Raw genomic sequence first — 16,700 nt, 5'->3', positions numbered from 1 at the left:
TCCTGGCAAATGGATTCCCGCCTTCGCGGGAATGACGGCGCGCGGGTGGCGGAGGCTTTCGCGACCAAAGGTCTTTGGTGTAGTACGCCGCTGCACCACATGCAGGAGAGAGTCATGCCGCCGATGAGCCCCTGGTCGCACACGCGCCGCGACGGCTATGCCGACGACATCGATTTCGAGATCAAGGGCCAGGAGCTCCAGTTCGTCGAGATCGAGCTCGATCCCGGCGAGAGCGCGGTGGCCGAGGCCGGCGCGATGGTGTGGAAGGATGCGCCCGTCACCATGCAGACCGTGTTCGGCGACGGCAGCAACGCCGGCGGCGGCTTCATGGACAAGCTGCTCGGCGCCGGCAAAAGGCTGGTCACCGGCGAGGGGCTGTTCACCACCGTGTTCACGCACCAGGGCAGCGGCAAGGCGCGCGTCGCCTTTGCCGCGCCGACGCCCGGCGCGATCGTGCCGCTGCGCCTCGCCGATATCGGCGGCACGCTGATCTGCCAGAAGGATGCCTTCCTCGCCGCCGCCAAGGGCGTGCAGATGGGCATCGCCTTCCAGCGCCGCGTGATGACCGGCTTGTTCGGCGGCGAGGGCTTCATCATGCAGCGGCTCGACGGCGATGGCTGGGTGTTCGTCCATATGGGCGGCGCGATCGTCGAGCGCGAACTCGCCCCGGGCGAGGAGCTCCATGTCGATACCGGCTGCCTCGCGGCGCTGACGCCGTCGGTGGACTTCGACCTCGTCTCGGTCGGCGGGGTGCGCAGCATGCTCTTCGGCGGCGAGGGCGTGTTCTTCGCCCGGCTGCGGGGCCCGGGCAAAGTGTGGATCCAATCGCTGCCCTTTGCGCGGCTGGCGGGGCGGATGCTCGCGGCGGCCAATGGCGGCGGCCATAATCGCGGCGAGGGATCGGTGCTGGGCGGGCTGGGTGATTTCATCGGTGGCAATCGCTGAGCCCGCGGGCGACGCGCCCGACACGCCCGTCCTGACCAGCGAACGGCTGCGGCTGCGCCCGCTCGTCGCCGAGGATGCGGACGCGCTCCACCCGGCTTATGCCGATGCCGAGCTGATGCGCTGGTGGAGCCACGCGCCCCATGCCGATCTGGCGCAGACCCGCGCATGGTTCGCCGAGGATGACGACGAGGACTGGCGCCACTGGGCGATCACGCTGGCCGGAGACGATGCCGCGATCGGCTTCGTCGCGGTCAACGAGAAGCGCGCGCAGGTTAGCGAGATCGGCTATCTGCTCGCCCGGCCGCATTGGGGGAAGGGCATCGCCGCCGAGGCGCTGACATTGGTGCTCGACCAGCTCTTCCTGGCCGAGAACTATCGGCGGGTTTTTGCGGACACGGACCCGGACAATGTGTATTCGCGCCGGCTGCTCGAGCGGCTGGGCTTCCGGCTGGAGGGCGTGCTGCGGGCCGAATGGGAGACCCATATCGGCATCCGCGACACGACGCTCTACGGGCTGCTCAAGGAAGACTGGACATGCCGACCCCGCCGAACCTGAACGATCCCGCCGAGCGCGCCGCCTACAAGGCCGAGCTGAAGCAGATCGCGCGGCCGCTGCGGATGGGGGCGGTGTGGCTGGCGGTGCTCGGCGCGCTGCTGGCGGCGCTCCGGGCCCGGGTGCTGCCGATGCCCGTCGCGGTGCCGGCGGCGGTGCTGGGCCTCGCCTTCTTCCTGATGGTGCTGGGCGTCACCGTACGGGTGAAATACCACCAGCGGCGGATGCGCGGCGACCTATAGGTAGCGCATCCACCAGGCGCTGCTCCGCCGCTTGATCCGGCCGAAGGCGCGGGTGGCGAACCAGCAGGGGACTGCCAGCGTCGCCGCGAGCAGCCACAGCGCGGCGACATTGGGGACGCTCACCGGCCCCGGCACGCCCAGCAACAGGCGGCCCAGCTGGTTCAGCCCGCCCAGCAGGTAGAGGTGGAGCAGGTAGAAGAACAGCGGCGCCCCGCCCAGTACCGCCAGCAGCGCGGCGGCGCGGTCGGGCAGCCGCTCGAACGCGGCGAGCATGATCAGCCCCACGCCCAGTGTCGCCAGCAGGAAATCGGCCGAAGGCGGGTATTTGGTGAGGTTGACGAACTGGAGCGCGGTGCCGAGCGCGTCCGCGCCCGCCCGCCAGGGGTGGAGGTCACCATAGACGTTGGTCGCGCGCAGCAGCACGAACAGCGCCAGCGCGGCAAGGCCGAGCCGCACCAGCCGGCGTCGCCGCGTCGTCCCGCCCATCGTTGCGGCGAACCAGGGTCCGAGCGCATAGCCGAGCGCGATGACCCCGATCCACGGCAGCAGCGGATAGCTGATCCGCAGGCGCTGGCCCCAGGGCAGGTCGAAGACGGTGCGCTCGTGCAGCACTGCCCATATCGCATGACCCGGTTCGCGCGCCACGTGCACGCCGTCGAGCAGATTGTGCCCCAGCACGATTCCCAGCCCGATCGCGATCAGTGCCGGGCGCGGCAGGTGGACCAGCACCGCCAGCGCGAGCATCGCCAGCCCGATCGCCCAGATCACCTGCAAATAGAGCATCGGCGGGGTGAAATCGAAGCCCCAGGCGAAGTTGACCAGCGTCAGTTCCAGCACGACCAGGAACAGCCCGCGCTTCCACAGAAAGTCCGACGCCGCCGCGGCGCCGCCGCGCGTCTCGGCATAGAGCCAAGCGCCGAGCCCGGTGAGCAGCACGAACACCGGCGCGCAGAAATGCGCGGTCAGCCGGGTGAGGAACAGCGCAGTCGGCGTGTCCGTGCCCAGCGGATCGGGTACCGGCACCGTCGAATAAAAGGATTCGCGGGTGTGATCGACCAGCATCAGCAGCATCACCAGCCCGCGCAGGGCGTCGATCGAGCGGATGCGGGGGCGGGGCGAGGCGCTGTCACCGGTTGACAATGTCTGCTTCATATTGCAGCGCAATGATACAACATTACACAAAGGGCAACCCATTTTGCGCGTGACACTCGCCACGGCCGCCTTGCTTTCGCTGGGCGCGATCCTTCCCGCCGCCGCCGACGAGCGCGATCCCGAGGCCGATGCGGCCGGCCAGGACATTGTCGTGCTCGGCACCGCAGCGAAGAAGCCCGACCGCACGCTGTCCGCCGATCCGGCGACCGAGCGCATGTCGCAATCGAGCCGGGTGCTGGAGCGGGACCTGCTGACCGCCGCCGGCAGCTATCGCCTGGCGGACGCGCTGGAGCTGGTCAGTGGGGTCAGCAACCAGAACAACCGCGGTGGCGTGATGGATAATTTCGCGATCCGCGGCTTTCTGGGAACGCCCGACGGCGGCGCGGAATATTATGTCGACGGTTTCCTCGCCAACCGCGGCATGGCGCCGCCGCGCGATCCCGCCACGACCGAGCGGATCGAGCTGCTGAAAGGGCCGATGGGCGCGCTGTTCGGCGATGCCGATCCGGGCGGCCGGGTGAATCTGGTCAGCAAGACGCCGGGGACCACCGCAACGGGTAGCGCGACGCTCACCTATGGTTCGTTCAACACCAAGCGCGCCGAACTGGACCTCACCCAGCCGATCACCGGCACGCTGGCGGTGCGTCTGGCCGGCGCGGTGGAGAACAGCGACGGCTGGCGCGATTTCGTCTCGCTCCAGCGGCGGACGATCGCGCCCTCGGTCACCTGGCGGCCGTCCGATGGCGTGCGGCTCACCTATGTCGGCGAGATCACCCGATTCGACACCCCGTTCGATCGCGGCATCCCTGCCATCGCCGGCGACGCCAACGCCCTGCCGCGCAACCGCTATTTCGGCGAGCCGGCGAACGGCGTCACCCGCTTCCGCAACGAACGCCACCAGTTGACCGGCGAAGTGGTGCTGGGCGGCGGCTGGGCGCTGAACGGCGGCGTGGCGTGGCGGACGGGATCGCTGAACGGCTTCTCGGCGGACCAGTCGCGGCTGGTCGGCACCAGCCTGTGGCGTCAGCGCCGCCAGCGCGGCTATACGGTGGACGACGTCTCGGCGCGGATGGAGCTGACCGGCCGGGTCGCCCGCCACCAGCTGAGCGTCGGCGTTAAGGGCTATGTGCTCGACTATCACGAGCTGCTGCTCCGCCGCAGCCCCAGCGCCGCGGCGCCCTATGCGATCGACGTGTTCGCGCCGGTCTATGGCGCCACCGCGCTGCCGCTCGCGCCCTTCACCGACAATCGCGAGAAGCGCTGGGCGGCGACGCTCTATGCGCAGGACCTGTGGGAAGTGACCGATCGGCTGACGCTGAGCGGGGCGGTGCGCTACGATCCCTATCGCCAGCGCATCACCAACAACCGTACCGGCGCGGTGGGCCGCGCGGTGGATGATCCGGTCAACTTCCGGGTCGGCGCGCACTATCGGCTCGATCCGCGTTTCGCGCTGCATGCCAATTGGGGCGAGAACTTCGTGCTCAACTCCGGCACCGGGCGCACCGGCGCCGGCTTCGCGCCGGAAATGGGGAAGGGCTATGAGCTGGGTGCCTCGGCGCGGCTGCCGGGGGTGGAGGTGTCGGTCAGCTGGTTCGCCATCGAGAAGCGCAACATCCTGACCAACGATCCGGTCGATCCCAATTTCAACGCGCCGGTCGGCCGGCTGAAGAGCCATGGCATCGAATTCGACGGATCGGTGAAGCTCGCCCGCCACTGGCAACTCGTCGCCAACTATGCCTGGACCCATGCCCGCACGCTCGACCGCAGCTTCGCGACCGACCGGGTCCTCGACGTGCCGGCGCATGCGGGCACCGTGTTCCTGCTCGGTCGCTTCCTCGATGCGGACGGGCGGGGACCGTCGGTGAGCGGCGGCCTCGCCTATGTCGGCGACCGCACCGGCGCGATCGACGGCAGCGGGCTCACGCTCCCGGCCTATGTCAAGGCGAAGGCTGCGGCGGAATATGCCTTCTCGCGCCGCGTGAGCGTGCGGCTGGAGGCCGATAACCTGTTCGATGCGCGCTATGCGATGAGCTCGTACAGCAGCCTCTGGGTCTACCCCGGTGCCCCGCGCACCGTACGCGGATCGGTACGGATCGCCTATTGAGGCGCGCTCAGCTCCCCGCGCCCTTGGGCGGCGGGGAGGGCTGGGCATCCGGGGGCGTCAGGTCCATCCAGGCTAGGCGGATGTCCGCTTTCTGCCCGCGAATCCGCGAGCCGTTCGACTGCGGCCCGTCGTTGTTCGACCAGTCCTGGACGAAGGAGAACCGCTCGATGCGGGTGGCCAGCGCGGCACCCGCACCCGGCGTATAGGGCGTGTACCGCCGGTGCAGCACGCTCTCGTTGATCTTGCGGATCCAGCGCTTCTCGAGGTCCGGCGTCTGGCGGAGGATCTCCGCGCTCTCCACCCGCCCGTCCGGCCGGATGGTGATGCGGAAGTCCGCCCAATGGGGCGGGATCGGTGCGCCGCTCAGCGGCATCTTGCTGGGGCCGATATCGCCGATCAGGATCGTCGGCGCGTACAGCAGATAGGGACGCGGGAACTGGCGCGCGTCGATGCCCGCGACGATCGAATCGAGTCCCGCATCGTCGTGGCGCCGTGCCGCATCCGCTGCCCGAAGTACCGTGGCGGAGAGGCGGAACTGGAGCATGTCGTCGCCCGGCAGCGTCTCCAGCCGATCGAGCAGGGCATGATAGCGTGACTTGTATTCGGGCTGGTACGTCGCAAGCGCCCCCAGCAGGCTCGCCCGCCGCAGCAGCGCATAGGCCGAAACCTGCGGCAAGCCCGCCGCCGCGGCCTCGCGTTCGACCTTGACGTAGATGTCCTCGGCGGCGCGTGGGCGGCCGTTCTGGGCGAACTGATCCGCCACCAGCGTCCGCTGCAGGAACACCCGGCGATCCTTGGGATCGAGCCCGGCTTTCAGGCTGTCGAGCGAATCGATCTGGACGATCCGCCCGCTATCGGGCCGGCCGCCCACGTCGATCATGCGGCCATAGGCGCGCTGGAGATCGGAGACTTCCACCGGCAGCGTACGGCGATAGCCTTCGTTGCGGCGGACCGACTTGGACAGCGTGCTGCGAGCCCCGGCATAGTCGCCGGCGACGAACTGGTTCTCGGCATGGGCGAGCGACGCGTCGATATCTTCCTTCGGCGGACAATGACGCTCCAGGCATGCGGCCAGGCGGCGGGCGGTTTCGTCGAGCGGCGAGCCGGTGACGACGATCTCCGCGCCCTGCTGCGCGCCCTGCTGCGCGTCCTGCGCAGATGCCGGCGCGGCGAGTGCGGCTGCCGCGATTGCCGTCATCCCCAGTAGACGCATGATACCGATTCCCCTGAACGCGTATGGGCGCAAGAATAGCCCGCGACATGCCTTCATGTCGAGGGCTCGGGGGAGGCGGTCCGGGGCCGTCCCGACCAGTACCGGTCAAGCTCTCCGGCAGTTGCCGGGCCTCAGGCGTCGATCACCTCGTCGTCGAGCCGCGCCGCATTTTCCTGGATGAACGCGAAGCGGTGGGCGGGATTGTTGCCCATCAGCCGGTCCACCAGGTCCTTCACGCCGGCACGCTCCTCATATTCCTGCGGCAGCGTCACGCGCAGCATCCCGCGCGTCTTGGGATCCATGGTGGTTTCCTTGAGCTGGTTCGGGTTCATCTCGCCGAGACCCTTGAACCGGCTGACTTCCACCTTCTTGCCCTTGAACGCGGTCTTCTCGATCTCGATGCGGTGCGCGTCGTCGCGGGCATAGAGGCTCTTCGATCCCACCGTCAGCCGGTAGAGCGGCGGCTGGGCGAGGTAGAGATGCCCCTTGCGCACCAGGTCCGGCATTTCCTGGAAGAAGAAGGTCATCAACAGCGTCGCGATATGCGCGCCGTCGACATCGGCGTCGGTCATGATGATGATGCGTTCGTAGCGCAGCTGGGTCGCGTCGCAGTCCTTGCGGGTGCCGCAGCCCAGCGCCTGAATCAGGTCGGCGATTTCCTGGTTGGCGAGGATCTTGGCCGAGGTCGCGCTCGCCACGTTGAGGATCTTGCCGCGGATCGGCAGGATCGCCTGGGTCTTGCGGTCGCGCGCCTGCTTGGCCGAGCCGCCGGCCGAATCGCCCTCGACGATGAACAGCTCGGTGCCCTCGGGGCTGTCGGCCGAACAGTCGGTGAGCTTGCCCGGCAGGCGCAGCTTGCGGCCCGAGGTGGCCGACTTGCGCTTGACCTCGCGCTCCTGCTTGCGGCGCAGGCGATCGTCCATCCGCTCCAGCACATAGCCGAGCAGCGCCTTGCCGCGCTCCATATTGTCGGTGAGGAAATGGTCGAAATGGTCGCGCACCGCCTTTTCGACGAGCGCGGTCGCCTCGGGGCTGGTCAGGCGGTCCTTGGTCTGGCTCTGGAACTGCGGCTCGCGGATGAACACCGAGAGCATCACCTCGGACCCGGTGACGACGTCGTCCGGGCTGAGATCCTTGGCCTTCTTGTTGCCGACCAGATCGGCGAAGCTGCGGAGACTCCGCACCAGTGCCTGGCGCAGGCCCTGTTCGTGGGTGCCGCCATCGGGGGTGGGGATGGTGTTGCAATACCAGCTGAAGCTGCCGTCGCTCCACAGCGGCCAGGCGACGGCCCATTCGACGCGGCCCTGCGAATCAGGGAATTCCTGGGTGCCCGCGAAGAAATCGGCGGTGGCGCATTCGCGTGTTCCCACCTGCTCCTTCAGATGATCGGCGAGGCCGCCGGGGAACTGGAACACCGCCTCGGCGGGCGTGTCGTCGGTGATCAGCGACGGATCGCACTTCCAGCGGATCTCGACGCCGGCGAACAGATAGGCCTTGGAGCGGGCGAGCTTGTACAGCCGCGCCGGCTTGAACAGCATCTCGCCGAAGATCTCGGGATCGGGGGTGAAGGCGACGCTGGTGCCGCGCCGGTTGGGGGTGCCGCCGAGCTTCTCCAGCGGGCCCAGCGTCTGGCCCTGGCTGAAGCGCTGGCGATAGAGCTGCTTGTCGCGCGCCACCTCGACCACCGTGTCCACTGACAGCGCGTTGACCACCGAGATGCCGACGCCGTGCAGGCCGCCAGAGGTGGCATAGGCCTTGCCCGAGAATTTGCCGCCCGAGTGAAGCATCGAGAGAATCACCTCGAGCGCCGACTTGTCCGGGAAGCGCGGATGGGGATCGACCGGCATGCCGCGGCCATTGTCGACGACGGTGATGCGGTTGGGCGCGGCCAGCGTCACCTCGATCCGGTTGGCGTGCCCTGCGACCGCCTCGTCCATCGCGTTGTCGAGGATTTCGGCGGCGAGATGGTGGAGCGCACGCTCGTCGGTGCCGCCGATATACATGCCCGGCCGGCGCCGCACCGGCTCCAGACCCTCGAGAACCTCGATCGACGAGGCGTCATAGGTGCCGGAGGGGACGGAGGGCGCAGCGAAGAGATCTTCGGACATGCGGAACGTATAGGGGGTGCGGGGCCTGCCGCGCAAGGCGGGGCTACGCGCGGCAGGGTAGCATATAGATCCTCCCCGGCACGGGGAGGGGGACCGCCGCCGAAGGCGGTGGTGGAGGGGGGTGTCCGCATCGGACTCGCCTGCGGCGATCCCCCTCCACCAAGCCGCCACGCGTCTTGGTCCCCCTCCCCGTTCCGGGGAGGAACTTAGATAATCACCGCGGCCGCGGGGTGCCGCCGAACGGCATGGTCGGCGCCGGGCGACGGTCGCGGCGGGGGAGCTGCGCCTGATAGGCGTGGCCGCAATGCTCGACGCAATAGGGGAAGCCCGGGTTCACCTTGTCGCCGCAGAAGTGGAAGTCCGGCTCGCCGGGATGGCCGAGCGGCCATTTGCAGATCTTGTCGTTGAGATCGAGCAGAGTCGTCTTGCCGGCGATCGCCTCGCTCGGCTTGGCGGGGACCAGGCGGCGCGGCGGGGCGGGCGCGATCGGCGGGGCCTGTTCGCCCGGATTCTGGCGGATAAAGCCGCCCGGGCCGACCGAGCGCAGCACCGGCTGCGGCGCGCGGGGGGCCGCCGGCTCGGCGTCGTCCTCGTCGTCGATCGGGGCCGGCGCGGCTGGCGCGGGGGCGGCGGCGCGGGGTGCCGGGGCGGGCGCCTCGGCCTGGGCGCGCGGCGCGGCCGGGGCGGGCTTGGGCGCAGGCGCGGGCTTGGGCTCGGCCGGCGCGGCGGGTGCCGCATTGGCGGCCGCGGCGGCCTTGGCTTCGTTGGCCTTTACCGGCGAGGGACGCGAGGGGAGGCCGAGGCGGTGGGCCTTGCCGATCACCGCGTTGCGCGACACGCCGCCCAGTTCCTCGGCGATCTGCGTCGCGGTCAGGCCGCTGTCCCACATCTTCTTCAGCGTTTCGATACGCTCGTCGGTCCAGCTCACTTCGGTTCCTTCGTCTTGCGGGCGGCGGCGTCAGCGGGTACGCGATCGCGCCATGAGCAGCCACCCCGAAATCGGTTCACAGCTTCCCGAGCCGGGCGTTCCGGTGATTCGCAACGTCAACTGGGGAGGCTTGCGCACCCTCTATATCAAGGAGGTGCGCCGTTTCTTCAAGGTGCAGCTCCAGACGGTGTGGGCGCCGGCGGTCACGACCCTGCTGTATCTGGTGATCTTCACCGTCGCGCTGGGTGGCGGCGGGCGCATGGTGACGCTCGACGGTGTCTCGATTCATTACGCCGATTTCATCGCGCCCGGCCTGATCGTGATGGGGATGCTGCAGAACGCCTTCGCCAATGCCAGCTTCTCGCTGCTGGTCGGCAAGATCCAGGGGACGATCGTCGACTATCTGATGCCGCCGCTGTCGACCGGCGAGATGCTGGCGGCGCTTGCCGGCGGATCGGTGACGCGCGCCTTCTGCGTCGGCGGCACGGTGTGGCTGGCGATGGCGCTGTGGGGCGTCCACGTCTTCCCGGCACATTTCTGGGCGGTGCTGTGGTTCGGCTTTCTCGGCTCGCTGTTCCTCGCGCTGATGGGGGTGATGACCTCGATCTGGGCGGAGAAGTTCGACCATGCCGCGGCGGTGACCAACTTCGTGGTGGCGCCGCTCGCGCTGCTCTCGGGCACCTTCTACTCGGTCGAGAATCTCTCGCCGGTGTTCCGCGCGATCAGCCATGCCAACCCGTTCTTCTACATCATCTCCGGCTTCCGCTACGGCTTCCTCGGCGTCGCCGATTCGCCGATCCTCGTCGGCAGCCTCGTGATCCTGGCGCTCGACGTGGTGCTGGGGCTGTTCTGCTACGGGCTGCTGCGGCGCGGCTGGAAAATTAAGAGCTGAGCGAAACCAAGGCTTAAGCGGCTGCAGGCTAAGGGCTTGGGCTTCCCAGAGGAAGCGCATCCATGCTCCATCAGCACGCCGGCCAGTTCGACACAAGCAGCGACGGCACCACCTCGCTGGCGGAAATTCTCGGCGCCTTTTCCTACGCGCTCGACCTGACCGAGGGGCAGCCCGAGGGGCATGCGCTGCGCGCCTGCTGGATCGCCAGCCGCATGGCGGTGGCGCTGAAGCTGCCGGCCGCAGAGCGACGCACGATCTACTACGCCACGCTGCTCAAGGATCTGGGCTGCAGCAGCAACGCCGCGCGGATCGCCGAGCTGTATCTGGCCGACGACCGCCAGGTGAAGCAGGAGCACAAGCTGCTCGCGGTCGGCCTCGCGCCGACGCTCAACTATGTGTTCCGCCGCACGGGACGCGGGCATCCGCTCGGCGCCCGGGCCAAGGCGATCCTCGCCATCCTGCGCGACGGCAATGCCGTCGTCACCGACCTGATCCAGACGCGCTGCACCCGCGGCGCGGACATCGCCCGCCAGCTCCGCTTTCCCGAGCCGGTAGCGCAGGCGATCGCCGGGCTCGACGAGCATTGGGACGGCACCGGCAAGCCGCTGCGCCTGCGCGGCGACGCGATTCCGCTGGCGGCGCGCCTCGCGCTGCTCGCCCAGATCGCCGACGTGTTCCACGCCGCCGCCGGGGCGGACGCCGCGATCGAGGAAGTCCGCGCGCGATCGGGCAGCTGGTTCGAGCCGGCACTGGCGCAATGCTTCGTCGCGCTCGCCCGCGATCCCGCCTTCTGGGCAGAGGTCACCCACCCCGCTCTCGAAACACGCGTCCGCGCCTTCGAGCCCGCGGAACAGCGCGTCGCGGTGGACGAGGACTATCTCGACGACATTGCCGCGGCGTTCGGCGCGGTGATCGACGCCAAGAGCCCCTATACGGGCGGGCATTCGGGCCGGGTAGGCTATTATGCCGGGGCGCTGGGCGCGGCGATGGGGCTGGGCGGCGCGGACCTGCGGACGCTCAAGCGCGGCGCGATGCTCCACGATGTCGGCAAGCTGGCGGTGAGCAGCCGGGTGCTCGAAAAGCCCGGCAAGCTCGACGACGGCGAATGGGAGGAGATGCGCAGCCATGCCGCGCACACCACCGCCATCCTCTCGCGGATCGGTCCCTTGCGCGACATGGCGGCGGTGGCGGGCGCGCATCACGAGCGGCTGGACGGGCGCGGCTATCCGCTGGGGCTCGACGCGATGCTGATCGCCCGCGAGGCGCGGATCATCACCGTATGCGACTTTTACGACGCGCTCACCGCCGATCGCCCCTATCGCGCCGCCATGCCGGTGGAGAAGGCGCTGGGCATCATGGCGGGCGAGGTGGGCAAGGCGATCGACGGCGACTGTTTCGCCGCGCTCAGCGAAATCGTTACGAAGTAAAAACCGTTTCGCGCTAAGATAGCGGTCCGGGACTCGCGGGGGCGGGTGCCGAGAAACGGGGGAATACCATGAAATTGCTGCGTTCCTTGGCGCTGTTTGCGGCAGCAGGACTGTCGCTGGCCGCTTGCAGCCAGCCGCGTCCCAAGCCGATCCAGGGCTGCAACTATGCGATGCGGCCGATCGACGTGACGCCCGAATGGCAGGCGCGACTGCGGCACCCTGCCACCGAAAACGCCTTGCTGCGCGCCGGTGCTCCGACGGACGACCCGCTGGCCGACGCGCTGCGCGCGCGCCGGCGGAGCAAACGGGGGCCGCTCGCCGCAACGCCCGAGCTGAGGGCCTTGGCCGTCGAGCCCGACCGGTTCCTCGCGCTGAGCGGCGGGGGCCAGCACGGCGCGTTCGGCGCGGGCTTCTTCTACGGCCAGGCGCAGGCGGGGGCGCTGCCCAGCTGGGATATCGTCACCGGCGTCAGCACCGGATCGCTGCAGAGCACGCTGCTGTTCCTCGCCAACCAGCGGGTGCCGGGCGACCGCGACTATCCGGCCTGGGTCGACGGACCGCTGTCCGGGCAGGAAGGCGATACCGGCTTCGTGGTGAAACCCGGCACCTCCAATGTCGGCGATCTCGTGCTCGCCTATTCGATCCTCAAGGAAGCCGATCTGCTGCGCGTGCGCGCCGGCGGCGCCGGGCTGGGGGCGGTGCTCCGAGGATCGAGCGCGACCTTCGGACCGCTGCGCGCCCGGCTGCTCAAGATCATGAGCCTCGAGACGCTGCGTCTCGTCGCGGAGGAGGGGCAGAAGAATCGCCGGCTGCTCGTCGGCGTCAGCAATCTCGACGACGGCAAGGCCTATTCGATCGACCTGACCGCGCTGGTCGCGCCGATGGCGTCGCACAGCCTGTCGGTGGCGGACGAGGAGCGGATCCATGGCTGCTATGTCGATGCGCTGCTCGCGTCGTCCTCGGTCCCGCCCGGCGTGCCGCCGGTGACGCTGCAGAACCCGGCGACGACCGAGATGTACATGGATGGCGGCGCGCGCTTCGGCATGTTCCTCCAGCCGCAGCTCCGCGCATTCGAAGCTGCGGGCTCGGGCGGCACGGCGGAGATCACGCTGATGGTCAACACCTCGATGAACCCCGGCACCTGGACCAGCGACGGTGCGCCGATGCAGCGCTGGTCGGCGGTGACGGCGGCGCTGCGCGCGGTCGATCTGCTCGAGACACAGGTCTACAGCTTCTCCGCCGCGCAGGTGGAGGAGCTGGGGCTGCGCTATGGCTGGCTGCGGATGGCGTCGCTCACGGCGGCGCCGGGCGGCGAGCAGCCCGACGACCATGTCTTCAACGGCAAGACCTGCGCCCAGTGGCAGGCGATCGACGCCCTGGCCAAGCCGATGCAATTCTATCCCTGGTATATGGCCTGCACCGCCGATTACGGCCGCAGCCGGGGCGTCACCCAGCAATGGAACCACCGGGTGCCGGCACAGCCCTAGGCACCGCCATAAAGGCAGGTTGACCTGCGGGGCCAACCGGCTCTAATTATGCGAGAGGGCGGCCCGGATAGGTCGCCCTTTTGCGTTTCTGGAGTTTTCCTACCCTTTTTCTCGTAAGGAGTATTGTTCCCATGACCATCACCCCGCTCATGCCCGTCTACCCGCGGTGCGGTGTGCGGCCGGTGCGAGGCGAGGGCTGCTACCTGATCGGGGAACGAGGGGAACGCTATCTCGACTTCGCCGCCGGTATCGCCGTCAACGCGCTGGGCCATGGCCACCCGCATCTGGTGAAGGCGATCGCCGACCAAGCCGCCACGCTGATGCACGTGTCGAACCTCTACGGCTCGCCCCAGGGCGAGGCGCTGGCCGAGCGCATCCTGAAGCACAGCTTCGCCGACACGGTGTTCTTCACCAACTCGGGCGTCGAGGCGATCGAGTGCGCGATCAAGGTCGCGCGGCGCTATCATTACGTCAACGGCAACCCGCAGCGGCACAAGCTGATCACGTTCAAGAACGCCTTTCACGGCCGCTCGCTGGGCGCGATCTCGGCGACCGACCAGGGCAAGATGCGCGACGGGTTCGAGCCGCTGCTGCCGGGCTTCGACTATGTGCCGTTCAACGATCTGGAAGGTGCGCTCGCCAAGATCGACGGCGAGACCGCCGGCTTCCTGGTCGAGACGATCCAGGGCGAGGGCGGCATGACCGCGGGCAAGCCCGAGTTCATCCAGGGCCTGCGCAAGGCGTGCGACGCGCACGGCCTGCTGCTGATCCTCGACGAGATCCAGTGCGGCTATGGCCGGACCGGCAAGATGTGGGCCTATGAGCATTACGGCATCACGCCGGACATCATGACCTCGGCCAAGGGCATCGGCGGCGGCTTCCCGCTCGGCGCCTGCCTCGCCACCGAGGAAGCGGCCAAGGGCATGGTCGCCGGCACGCACGGTTCCACCTATGGCGGCAACCCGCTGGGCATGGCCGCCGGCATGGCGGTGCTCGACGTGATGGAGGAGCCAGGCTTCCTCGAGCATGTCACCCGCATGGGCGAGCGGCTGCGCCAGGCCTTCGAGCAGATGATCCCCAACCATGATCACCTGTTCGAGGAGATTCGCGGCAAGGGGCTGATGCTCGGCATCAAGATGAAGGACACGGTGGTGAGCCGCGACTTCGTCGCCCATCTGCGCGACCATCACGGGCTGCTGACCGTGGCGGCGGGCGAGAACGTGTTCCGCGTGCTGCCGCCGCTGGTGATCGACGAAAGCCACATCGCCGAGGCGATCGACAAGCTGAGCGCCGGCGCGCGCAGCTTCGCGGTGCCCGCCGCGGCCTGAGGACTCAACCGATCCTCCCCGGGACGGGGAGGGGGACCATGCGAAGCATGGTGGAGGGGGATTTCCGCAAAGGGCGTCGCTGGTGGAGACCCCCCTCCACCCCGACGCTCCGCGTCGCGGTCCCCCTCCCCGTGCCGGGGAGGATGTTATGACCCGCCACTTTATCGATCTCACCGATGCCGGGCCCGACGCGATCGCGGCGATGCTGGGCGACGCGATGGCCCGCAAGCAGGCCCGTGCCGGCTGGCCCAAGGGCAAGGCCGATGCCGACGCCCCGCTCGCCGGCCACGTCCTCGCGATGATCTTCGAGAAGAACAGCACCCGCACCCGCGTTTCGTTCGACATGGCGATCCGCCAATTGGGCGGCACCAGCATCGTGATGGACGCAGGGTCGATGCAGCTCGGCCGCGGCGAAAGCATTGCGGATACCGCCCGCGTGCTTTCCGGCTATGTCGACGCGATCATGATCCGCACCGACGACCACCAGAAGGTGCTCGACATGGCGAAATACGCGACGGTGCCGGTGATCAACGGCCTCACCGACGCCTCGCACCCGTGCCAGATCATGGCGGACCTGCTGACCATCCTCGAGAGCGGCAAGGCGCTGCCGGGCCTCAAGGTCGCCTGGCTGGGCGACGGCAACAACGTGCTCGCCTCGATCATGGAGGCGGCCGGGCTGATGCAGTTCGACGTCGTCGCCGCCTGCCCGCAGGGCTATCAGCCGAGCGATGCGGACGTCGCGAAGGGCAAGGGCCGCGCCCGCGTCGTCGGCACCGCGCGCGAGGCGGTGGAAGGCGCCGACATCCTCGTCACCGATACCTGGATCTCGATGGGCCAGGCGCATGCCGAGACCAAGCTCAAGGCGATGATGCCCTTTCAGGTCGATGCGGCGTTGATGGCCGCCGCCAAGCCCGACGCCCGCTTCCTCCACTGCCTGCCCGCGCACCGCGGCGAGGAAGTGACCGACGCGGTGATCGACGGGCCGCAGTCGCTGATCTGGCCCGAGGCGGAGAACCGGCTGCACGCGCAGAAGTCGGTCCTGCGCTGGTGCTTCGGGCAGATCTGAGAGTCTCCTAATTCTCCCCCCCAGGGGGAGGTGTCACGCGCAGCCTGACGGAGGGGGAGGACGCACGGCGGCTGGTTGGTCGCTGACCTCGCCCTCCGTCGCGCGTTGCGCGCCACCTCCCCCTGGCGGGGGAGGATATGCGGGCGTCAGATCCCCGCCAGTGCCGCGACGCCGACATCGGACATCGGCAGCGCGCCCAGCGCCTGATCGACCGATGCCAGCGCCAGCGCCCCCGAGCGCTGGTCTCCGTCGTCGTCCTGGTGCTTCGCATGCTTGCGGCGGAGCGCAGCCTTGAGCGCGCGGGCAAGGTCCCGCGCCTCGTTCTTGAAGTCCTCGTCGGCCTTGTCGCGCGCCGTCCCGGTGGCGCGCTGGTCGCCGGTCGATGGGCGAGTGCCAGGCACCTCGGCCTTGGACTCGTCGGCGTCGGCGTCCGGCTGCGCCGGCTCCGGCGCGGCCGCTTCAGGCGCCGCGCTTTTGGCGGCGTCCGGTTCGCCCGCGTCGGTCGGGGCTTCCCCCGCCGCCGTGCCGCCGGCCGCGCCTTCGCTCGCATCGGCTCCGCCGAGATCGCCGGCGCCGCCGCCGGCGCTGGTATAGCTCCGCACCGCAGCGGCAAGCTCGCGGGCGATCTGCGCGGCGAGCCTGGCCAGCTTCTTGGGGTCGCCCGCATAGATCATCTTGAGCGCCTGGAGCCGCGCCTTGAGCTCCTTCACCTTCTGCGCTGCGCGCGCCTTCTGGTCGTCGCTGGTCGTGGTCTTGATCGTCTTCAAGGTAGCGACGGCATCCTTCGCCTGCTGCAACTTGCGCGCGGCCATCTCCTCCTGCCGGGAGGGTGCTGCGTCGGTCGGGGCGCCCGTCGGCGCGCCCGTGGCGGTACTGCGCGGCGGCGCCATCGACGCCAGGGCGGAGAAGGAGACGGCGGAGAGCTTCATATTCCCTTCATAGAGGGAGATGCGCACCATGGCCTGGATCGCACCGTGAAACCACGTAGGTCTTCCCTATTGGCGCCCGCCAGAGGCAGAGATGGACGGCACAGAGCGCCGCACCCGCTCGAACTTCCAAATAATCGGCGGGGCGCTGCAAAAAACATGCGGCACACCCTAACAATCCCCGCCGGTCATCCCATATGAATAGCGCTGACGTCGCATGCGACGGATATTGGGCCGCTTAGGCTCCTCCCTTTGTCCCTTTCTAGCCTCACCGAAGCCGGGATGCGCCGCTGTTGGCGCATGCCCGTCATGCCTGGGACAAAGGATGC

The 16,700-nt window shown here is 68.9% G+C and carries 14 protein-coding genes; 9 read left to right on the top strand and 5 right to left on the bottom strand.

Annotation, left to right across the window (positions count from 1 at the left end; translation table 11 throughout):
• Positions 1–114 precede the first annotated feature (114 nt).
• From QZ814_RS17870 to QZ814_RS17860, 3 genes are read left to right on the top strand one after another with little or no spacing between them, the layout of a single operon-like run.
• The gene (locus QZ814_RS17870) at positions 115–945 is read left to right on the top strand and encodes a TIGR00266 family protein (RefSeq protein ID WP_294334792.1); all 831 of its coding nucleotides are present in this window, start codon (positions 115–117) and stop codon (positions 943–945) included.
• The gene (locus QZ814_RS17865) at positions 932–1,501 is read left to right on the top strand and encodes a GNAT family protein (protein WP_294334791.1); all 570 of its coding nucleotides are present in this window, start codon (positions 932–934) and stop codon (positions 1,499–1,501) included. Before QZ814_RS17870 ends, QZ814_RS17865 begins: the two co-directional genes overlap by 14 nt.
• Positions 1,480–1,740, top strand: coding sequence for a hypothetical protein (locus QZ814_RS17860; protein WP_294334790.1), 261 nt, complete (start codon positions 1,480–1,482; stop codon positions 1,738–1,740). Before QZ814_RS17865 ends, QZ814_RS17860 begins: the two co-directional genes overlap by 22 nt.
• Here QZ814_RS17860 and QZ814_RS17855 read toward each other — a convergent pair.
• Positions 1,735–2,892, bottom strand: coding sequence for a heparan-alpha-glucosaminide N-acetyltransferase domain-containing protein (locus tag QZ814_RS17855; RefSeq protein ID WP_294334789.1), 1,158 nt, complete (start codon positions 2,890–2,892; stop codon positions 1,735–1,737). The genes QZ814_RS17860 and QZ814_RS17855 overlap by 6 nt on opposite strands.
• A 49-nt stretch (positions 2,893–2,941) precedes the next feature.
• Here QZ814_RS17855 and QZ814_RS17850 point away from each other — a divergent pair, with 49 nt between their 5' ends.
• Positions 2,942–4,996 (top strand): TonB-dependent siderophore receptor, encoded by a 2,055-nt coding sequence (locus QZ814_RS17850; RefSeq protein ID WP_294334787.1) that lies wholly within the window; start codon positions 2,942–2,944, stop codon positions 4,994–4,996.
• 7 nt (positions 4,997–5,003) lie between these two features.
• On the opposite strand, the gene QZ814_RS17845 is transcribed toward QZ814_RS17850, so the two are convergent.
• The 3 genes from QZ814_RS17845 to QZ814_RS17835 form a co-directional block, all read right to left on the bottom strand.
• Positions 5,004–6,209 carry a hypothetical protein gene (locus QZ814_RS17845; protein ID WP_294334785.1) on the bottom strand — a complete coding sequence of 402 codons (1,206 nt, stop codon included), beginning with the start codon at positions 6,207–6,209 and terminating at the stop codon, positions 5,004–5,006.
• A 131-nt stretch (positions 6,210–6,340) separates the two neighbouring features.
• Positions 6,341–8,317: a DNA topoisomerase IV subunit B gene (gene parE / locus QZ814_RS17840; protein ID WP_294334782.1), complete on the bottom strand. Its 1,977-nt coding sequence runs from the start codon at positions 8,315–8,317 to the stop codon at positions 6,341–6,343.
• A 214-nt stretch (positions 8,318–8,531) separates the two neighbouring features.
• The gene (locus tag QZ814_RS17835; RefSeq protein ID WP_294334779.1) at positions 8,532–9,245 is read right to left on the bottom strand and encodes a GcrA family cell cycle regulator; all 714 of its coding nucleotides are present in this window, start codon (positions 9,243–9,245) and stop codon (positions 8,532–8,534) included.
• A gap of 52 nt (positions 9,246–9,297) precedes the next feature.
• On the opposite strand from QZ814_RS17835, the gene QZ814_RS17830 reads away from it, so the two are divergent.
• The 5 genes from QZ814_RS17830 to argF all read left to right on the top strand — a co-directional run bounded on the left by QZ814_RS17830 (position 9,298) and on the right by argF (position 15,445).
• A complete protein-coding gene (locus QZ814_RS17830) occupies positions 9,298–10,137 on the top strand; it encodes an ABC transporter permease (RefSeq protein WP_294334778.1) in 840 nt (279 codons plus the stop codon).
• 62 nt (positions 10,138–10,199) lie between these two features.
• Positions 10,200–11,564, top strand: a complete 1,365-nt coding sequence (locus tag QZ814_RS17825) for an HD domain-containing phosphohydrolase (protein WP_294334776.1) — start codon at positions 10,200–10,202, stop codon at positions 11,562–11,564.
• A gap of 68 nt (positions 11,565–11,632) precedes the next feature.
• Positions 11,633–13,051, top strand: a complete 1,419-nt coding sequence (locus QZ814_RS17820; RefSeq protein WP_294334773.1) for a patatin-like phospholipase family protein — start codon at positions 11,633–11,635, stop codon at positions 13,049–13,051.
• 131 nt (positions 13,052–13,182) lie between these two features.
• Positions 13,183–14,379 (top strand): aspartate aminotransferase family protein, encoded by a 1,197-nt coding sequence (locus QZ814_RS17815; RefSeq protein ID WP_294334771.1) that lies wholly within the window; start codon positions 13,183–13,185, stop codon positions 14,377–14,379.
• A 148-nt stretch (positions 14,380–14,527) separates the two neighbouring features.
• Entirely contained in the window at positions 14,528–15,445 is a 918-nt protein-coding gene (gene argF, locus QZ814_RS17810; RefSeq protein ID WP_294334768.1) for an ornithine carbamoyltransferase, read from the top strand.
• 146 nt (positions 15,446–15,591) lie between these two features.
• Here the strand turns inward: argF and QZ814_RS17805 are convergent, their stop codons facing one another.
• Positions 15,592–16,374, bottom strand: coding sequence for a hypothetical protein (locus QZ814_RS17805; RefSeq protein WP_294334765.1), 783 nt, complete (start codon positions 16,372–16,374; stop codon positions 15,592–15,594).
• Between the last annotated feature and the right edge of the window lie 326 nt (positions 16,375–16,700).

The sequence above is a fragment of the uncultured Sphingomonas sp. genome, assembly GCF_913777625.1.
Lineage (GTDB): Bacteria > Pseudomonadota > Alphaproteobacteria > Sphingomonadales > Sphingomonadaceae > Sphingomonas.
The sequence above is the reverse complement of the archived record's forward strand: the minus strand, read 5'-3'. Positions and strand labels throughout refer to the sequence as shown.

Bases quoted from the DNA above. Each gene is read 5' to 3' on its own strand.
- QZ814_RS17820 (WP_294334773.1), top strand. From the start codon at position 11,633: ATGAAATTGCTGCGTTCCTTGGCGCTGTTTGCGGCAGCAGGACTGTCG.
- QZ814_RS17830 (WP_294334778.1), top strand. From the start codon at position 9,298: ATGAGCAGCCACCCCGAAATCGGTTCACAGCTTCCCGAGCCGGGCGTT.
- QZ814_RS17845 (WP_294334785.1), bottom strand. From the start codon at position 6,209: ATGCGTCTACTGGGGATGACGGCAATCGCGGCAGCCGCACTCGCCGCG.
- QZ814_RS17815 (WP_294334771.1), top strand. From the start codon at position 13,183: ATGACCATCACCCCGCTCATGCCCGTCTACCCGCGGTGCGGTGTGCGG.
- QZ814_RS17870 (WP_294334792.1), top strand. From the start codon at position 115: ATGCCGCCGATGAGCCCCTGGTCGCACACGCGCCGCGACGGCTATGCC.
- parE (WP_294334782.1), bottom strand. From the start codon at position 8,317: ATGTCCGAAGATCTCTTCGCTGCGCCCTCCGTCCCCTCCGGCACCTAT.
- QZ814_RS17855 (WP_294334789.1), bottom strand. From the start codon at position 2,892: ATGAAGCAGACATTGTCAACCGGTGACAGCGCCTCGCCCCGCCCCCGC.
- QZ814_RS17825 (WP_294334776.1), top strand. From the start codon at position 10,200: ATGCTCCATCAGCACGCCGGCCAGTTCGACACAAGCAGCGACGGCACC.
- QZ814_RS17805 (WP_294334765.1), bottom strand. From the start codon at position 16,374: ATGAAGCTCTCCGCCGTCTCCTTCTCCGCCCTGGCGTCGATGGCGCCG.
- QZ814_RS17860 (WP_294334790.1), top strand. From the start codon at position 1,480: ATGCCGACCCCGCCGAACCTGAACGATCCCGCCGAGCGCGCCGCCTAC.
- argF (WP_294334768.1), top strand. From the start codon at position 14,528: ATGACCCGCCACTTTATCGATCTCACCGATGCCGGGCCCGACGCGATC.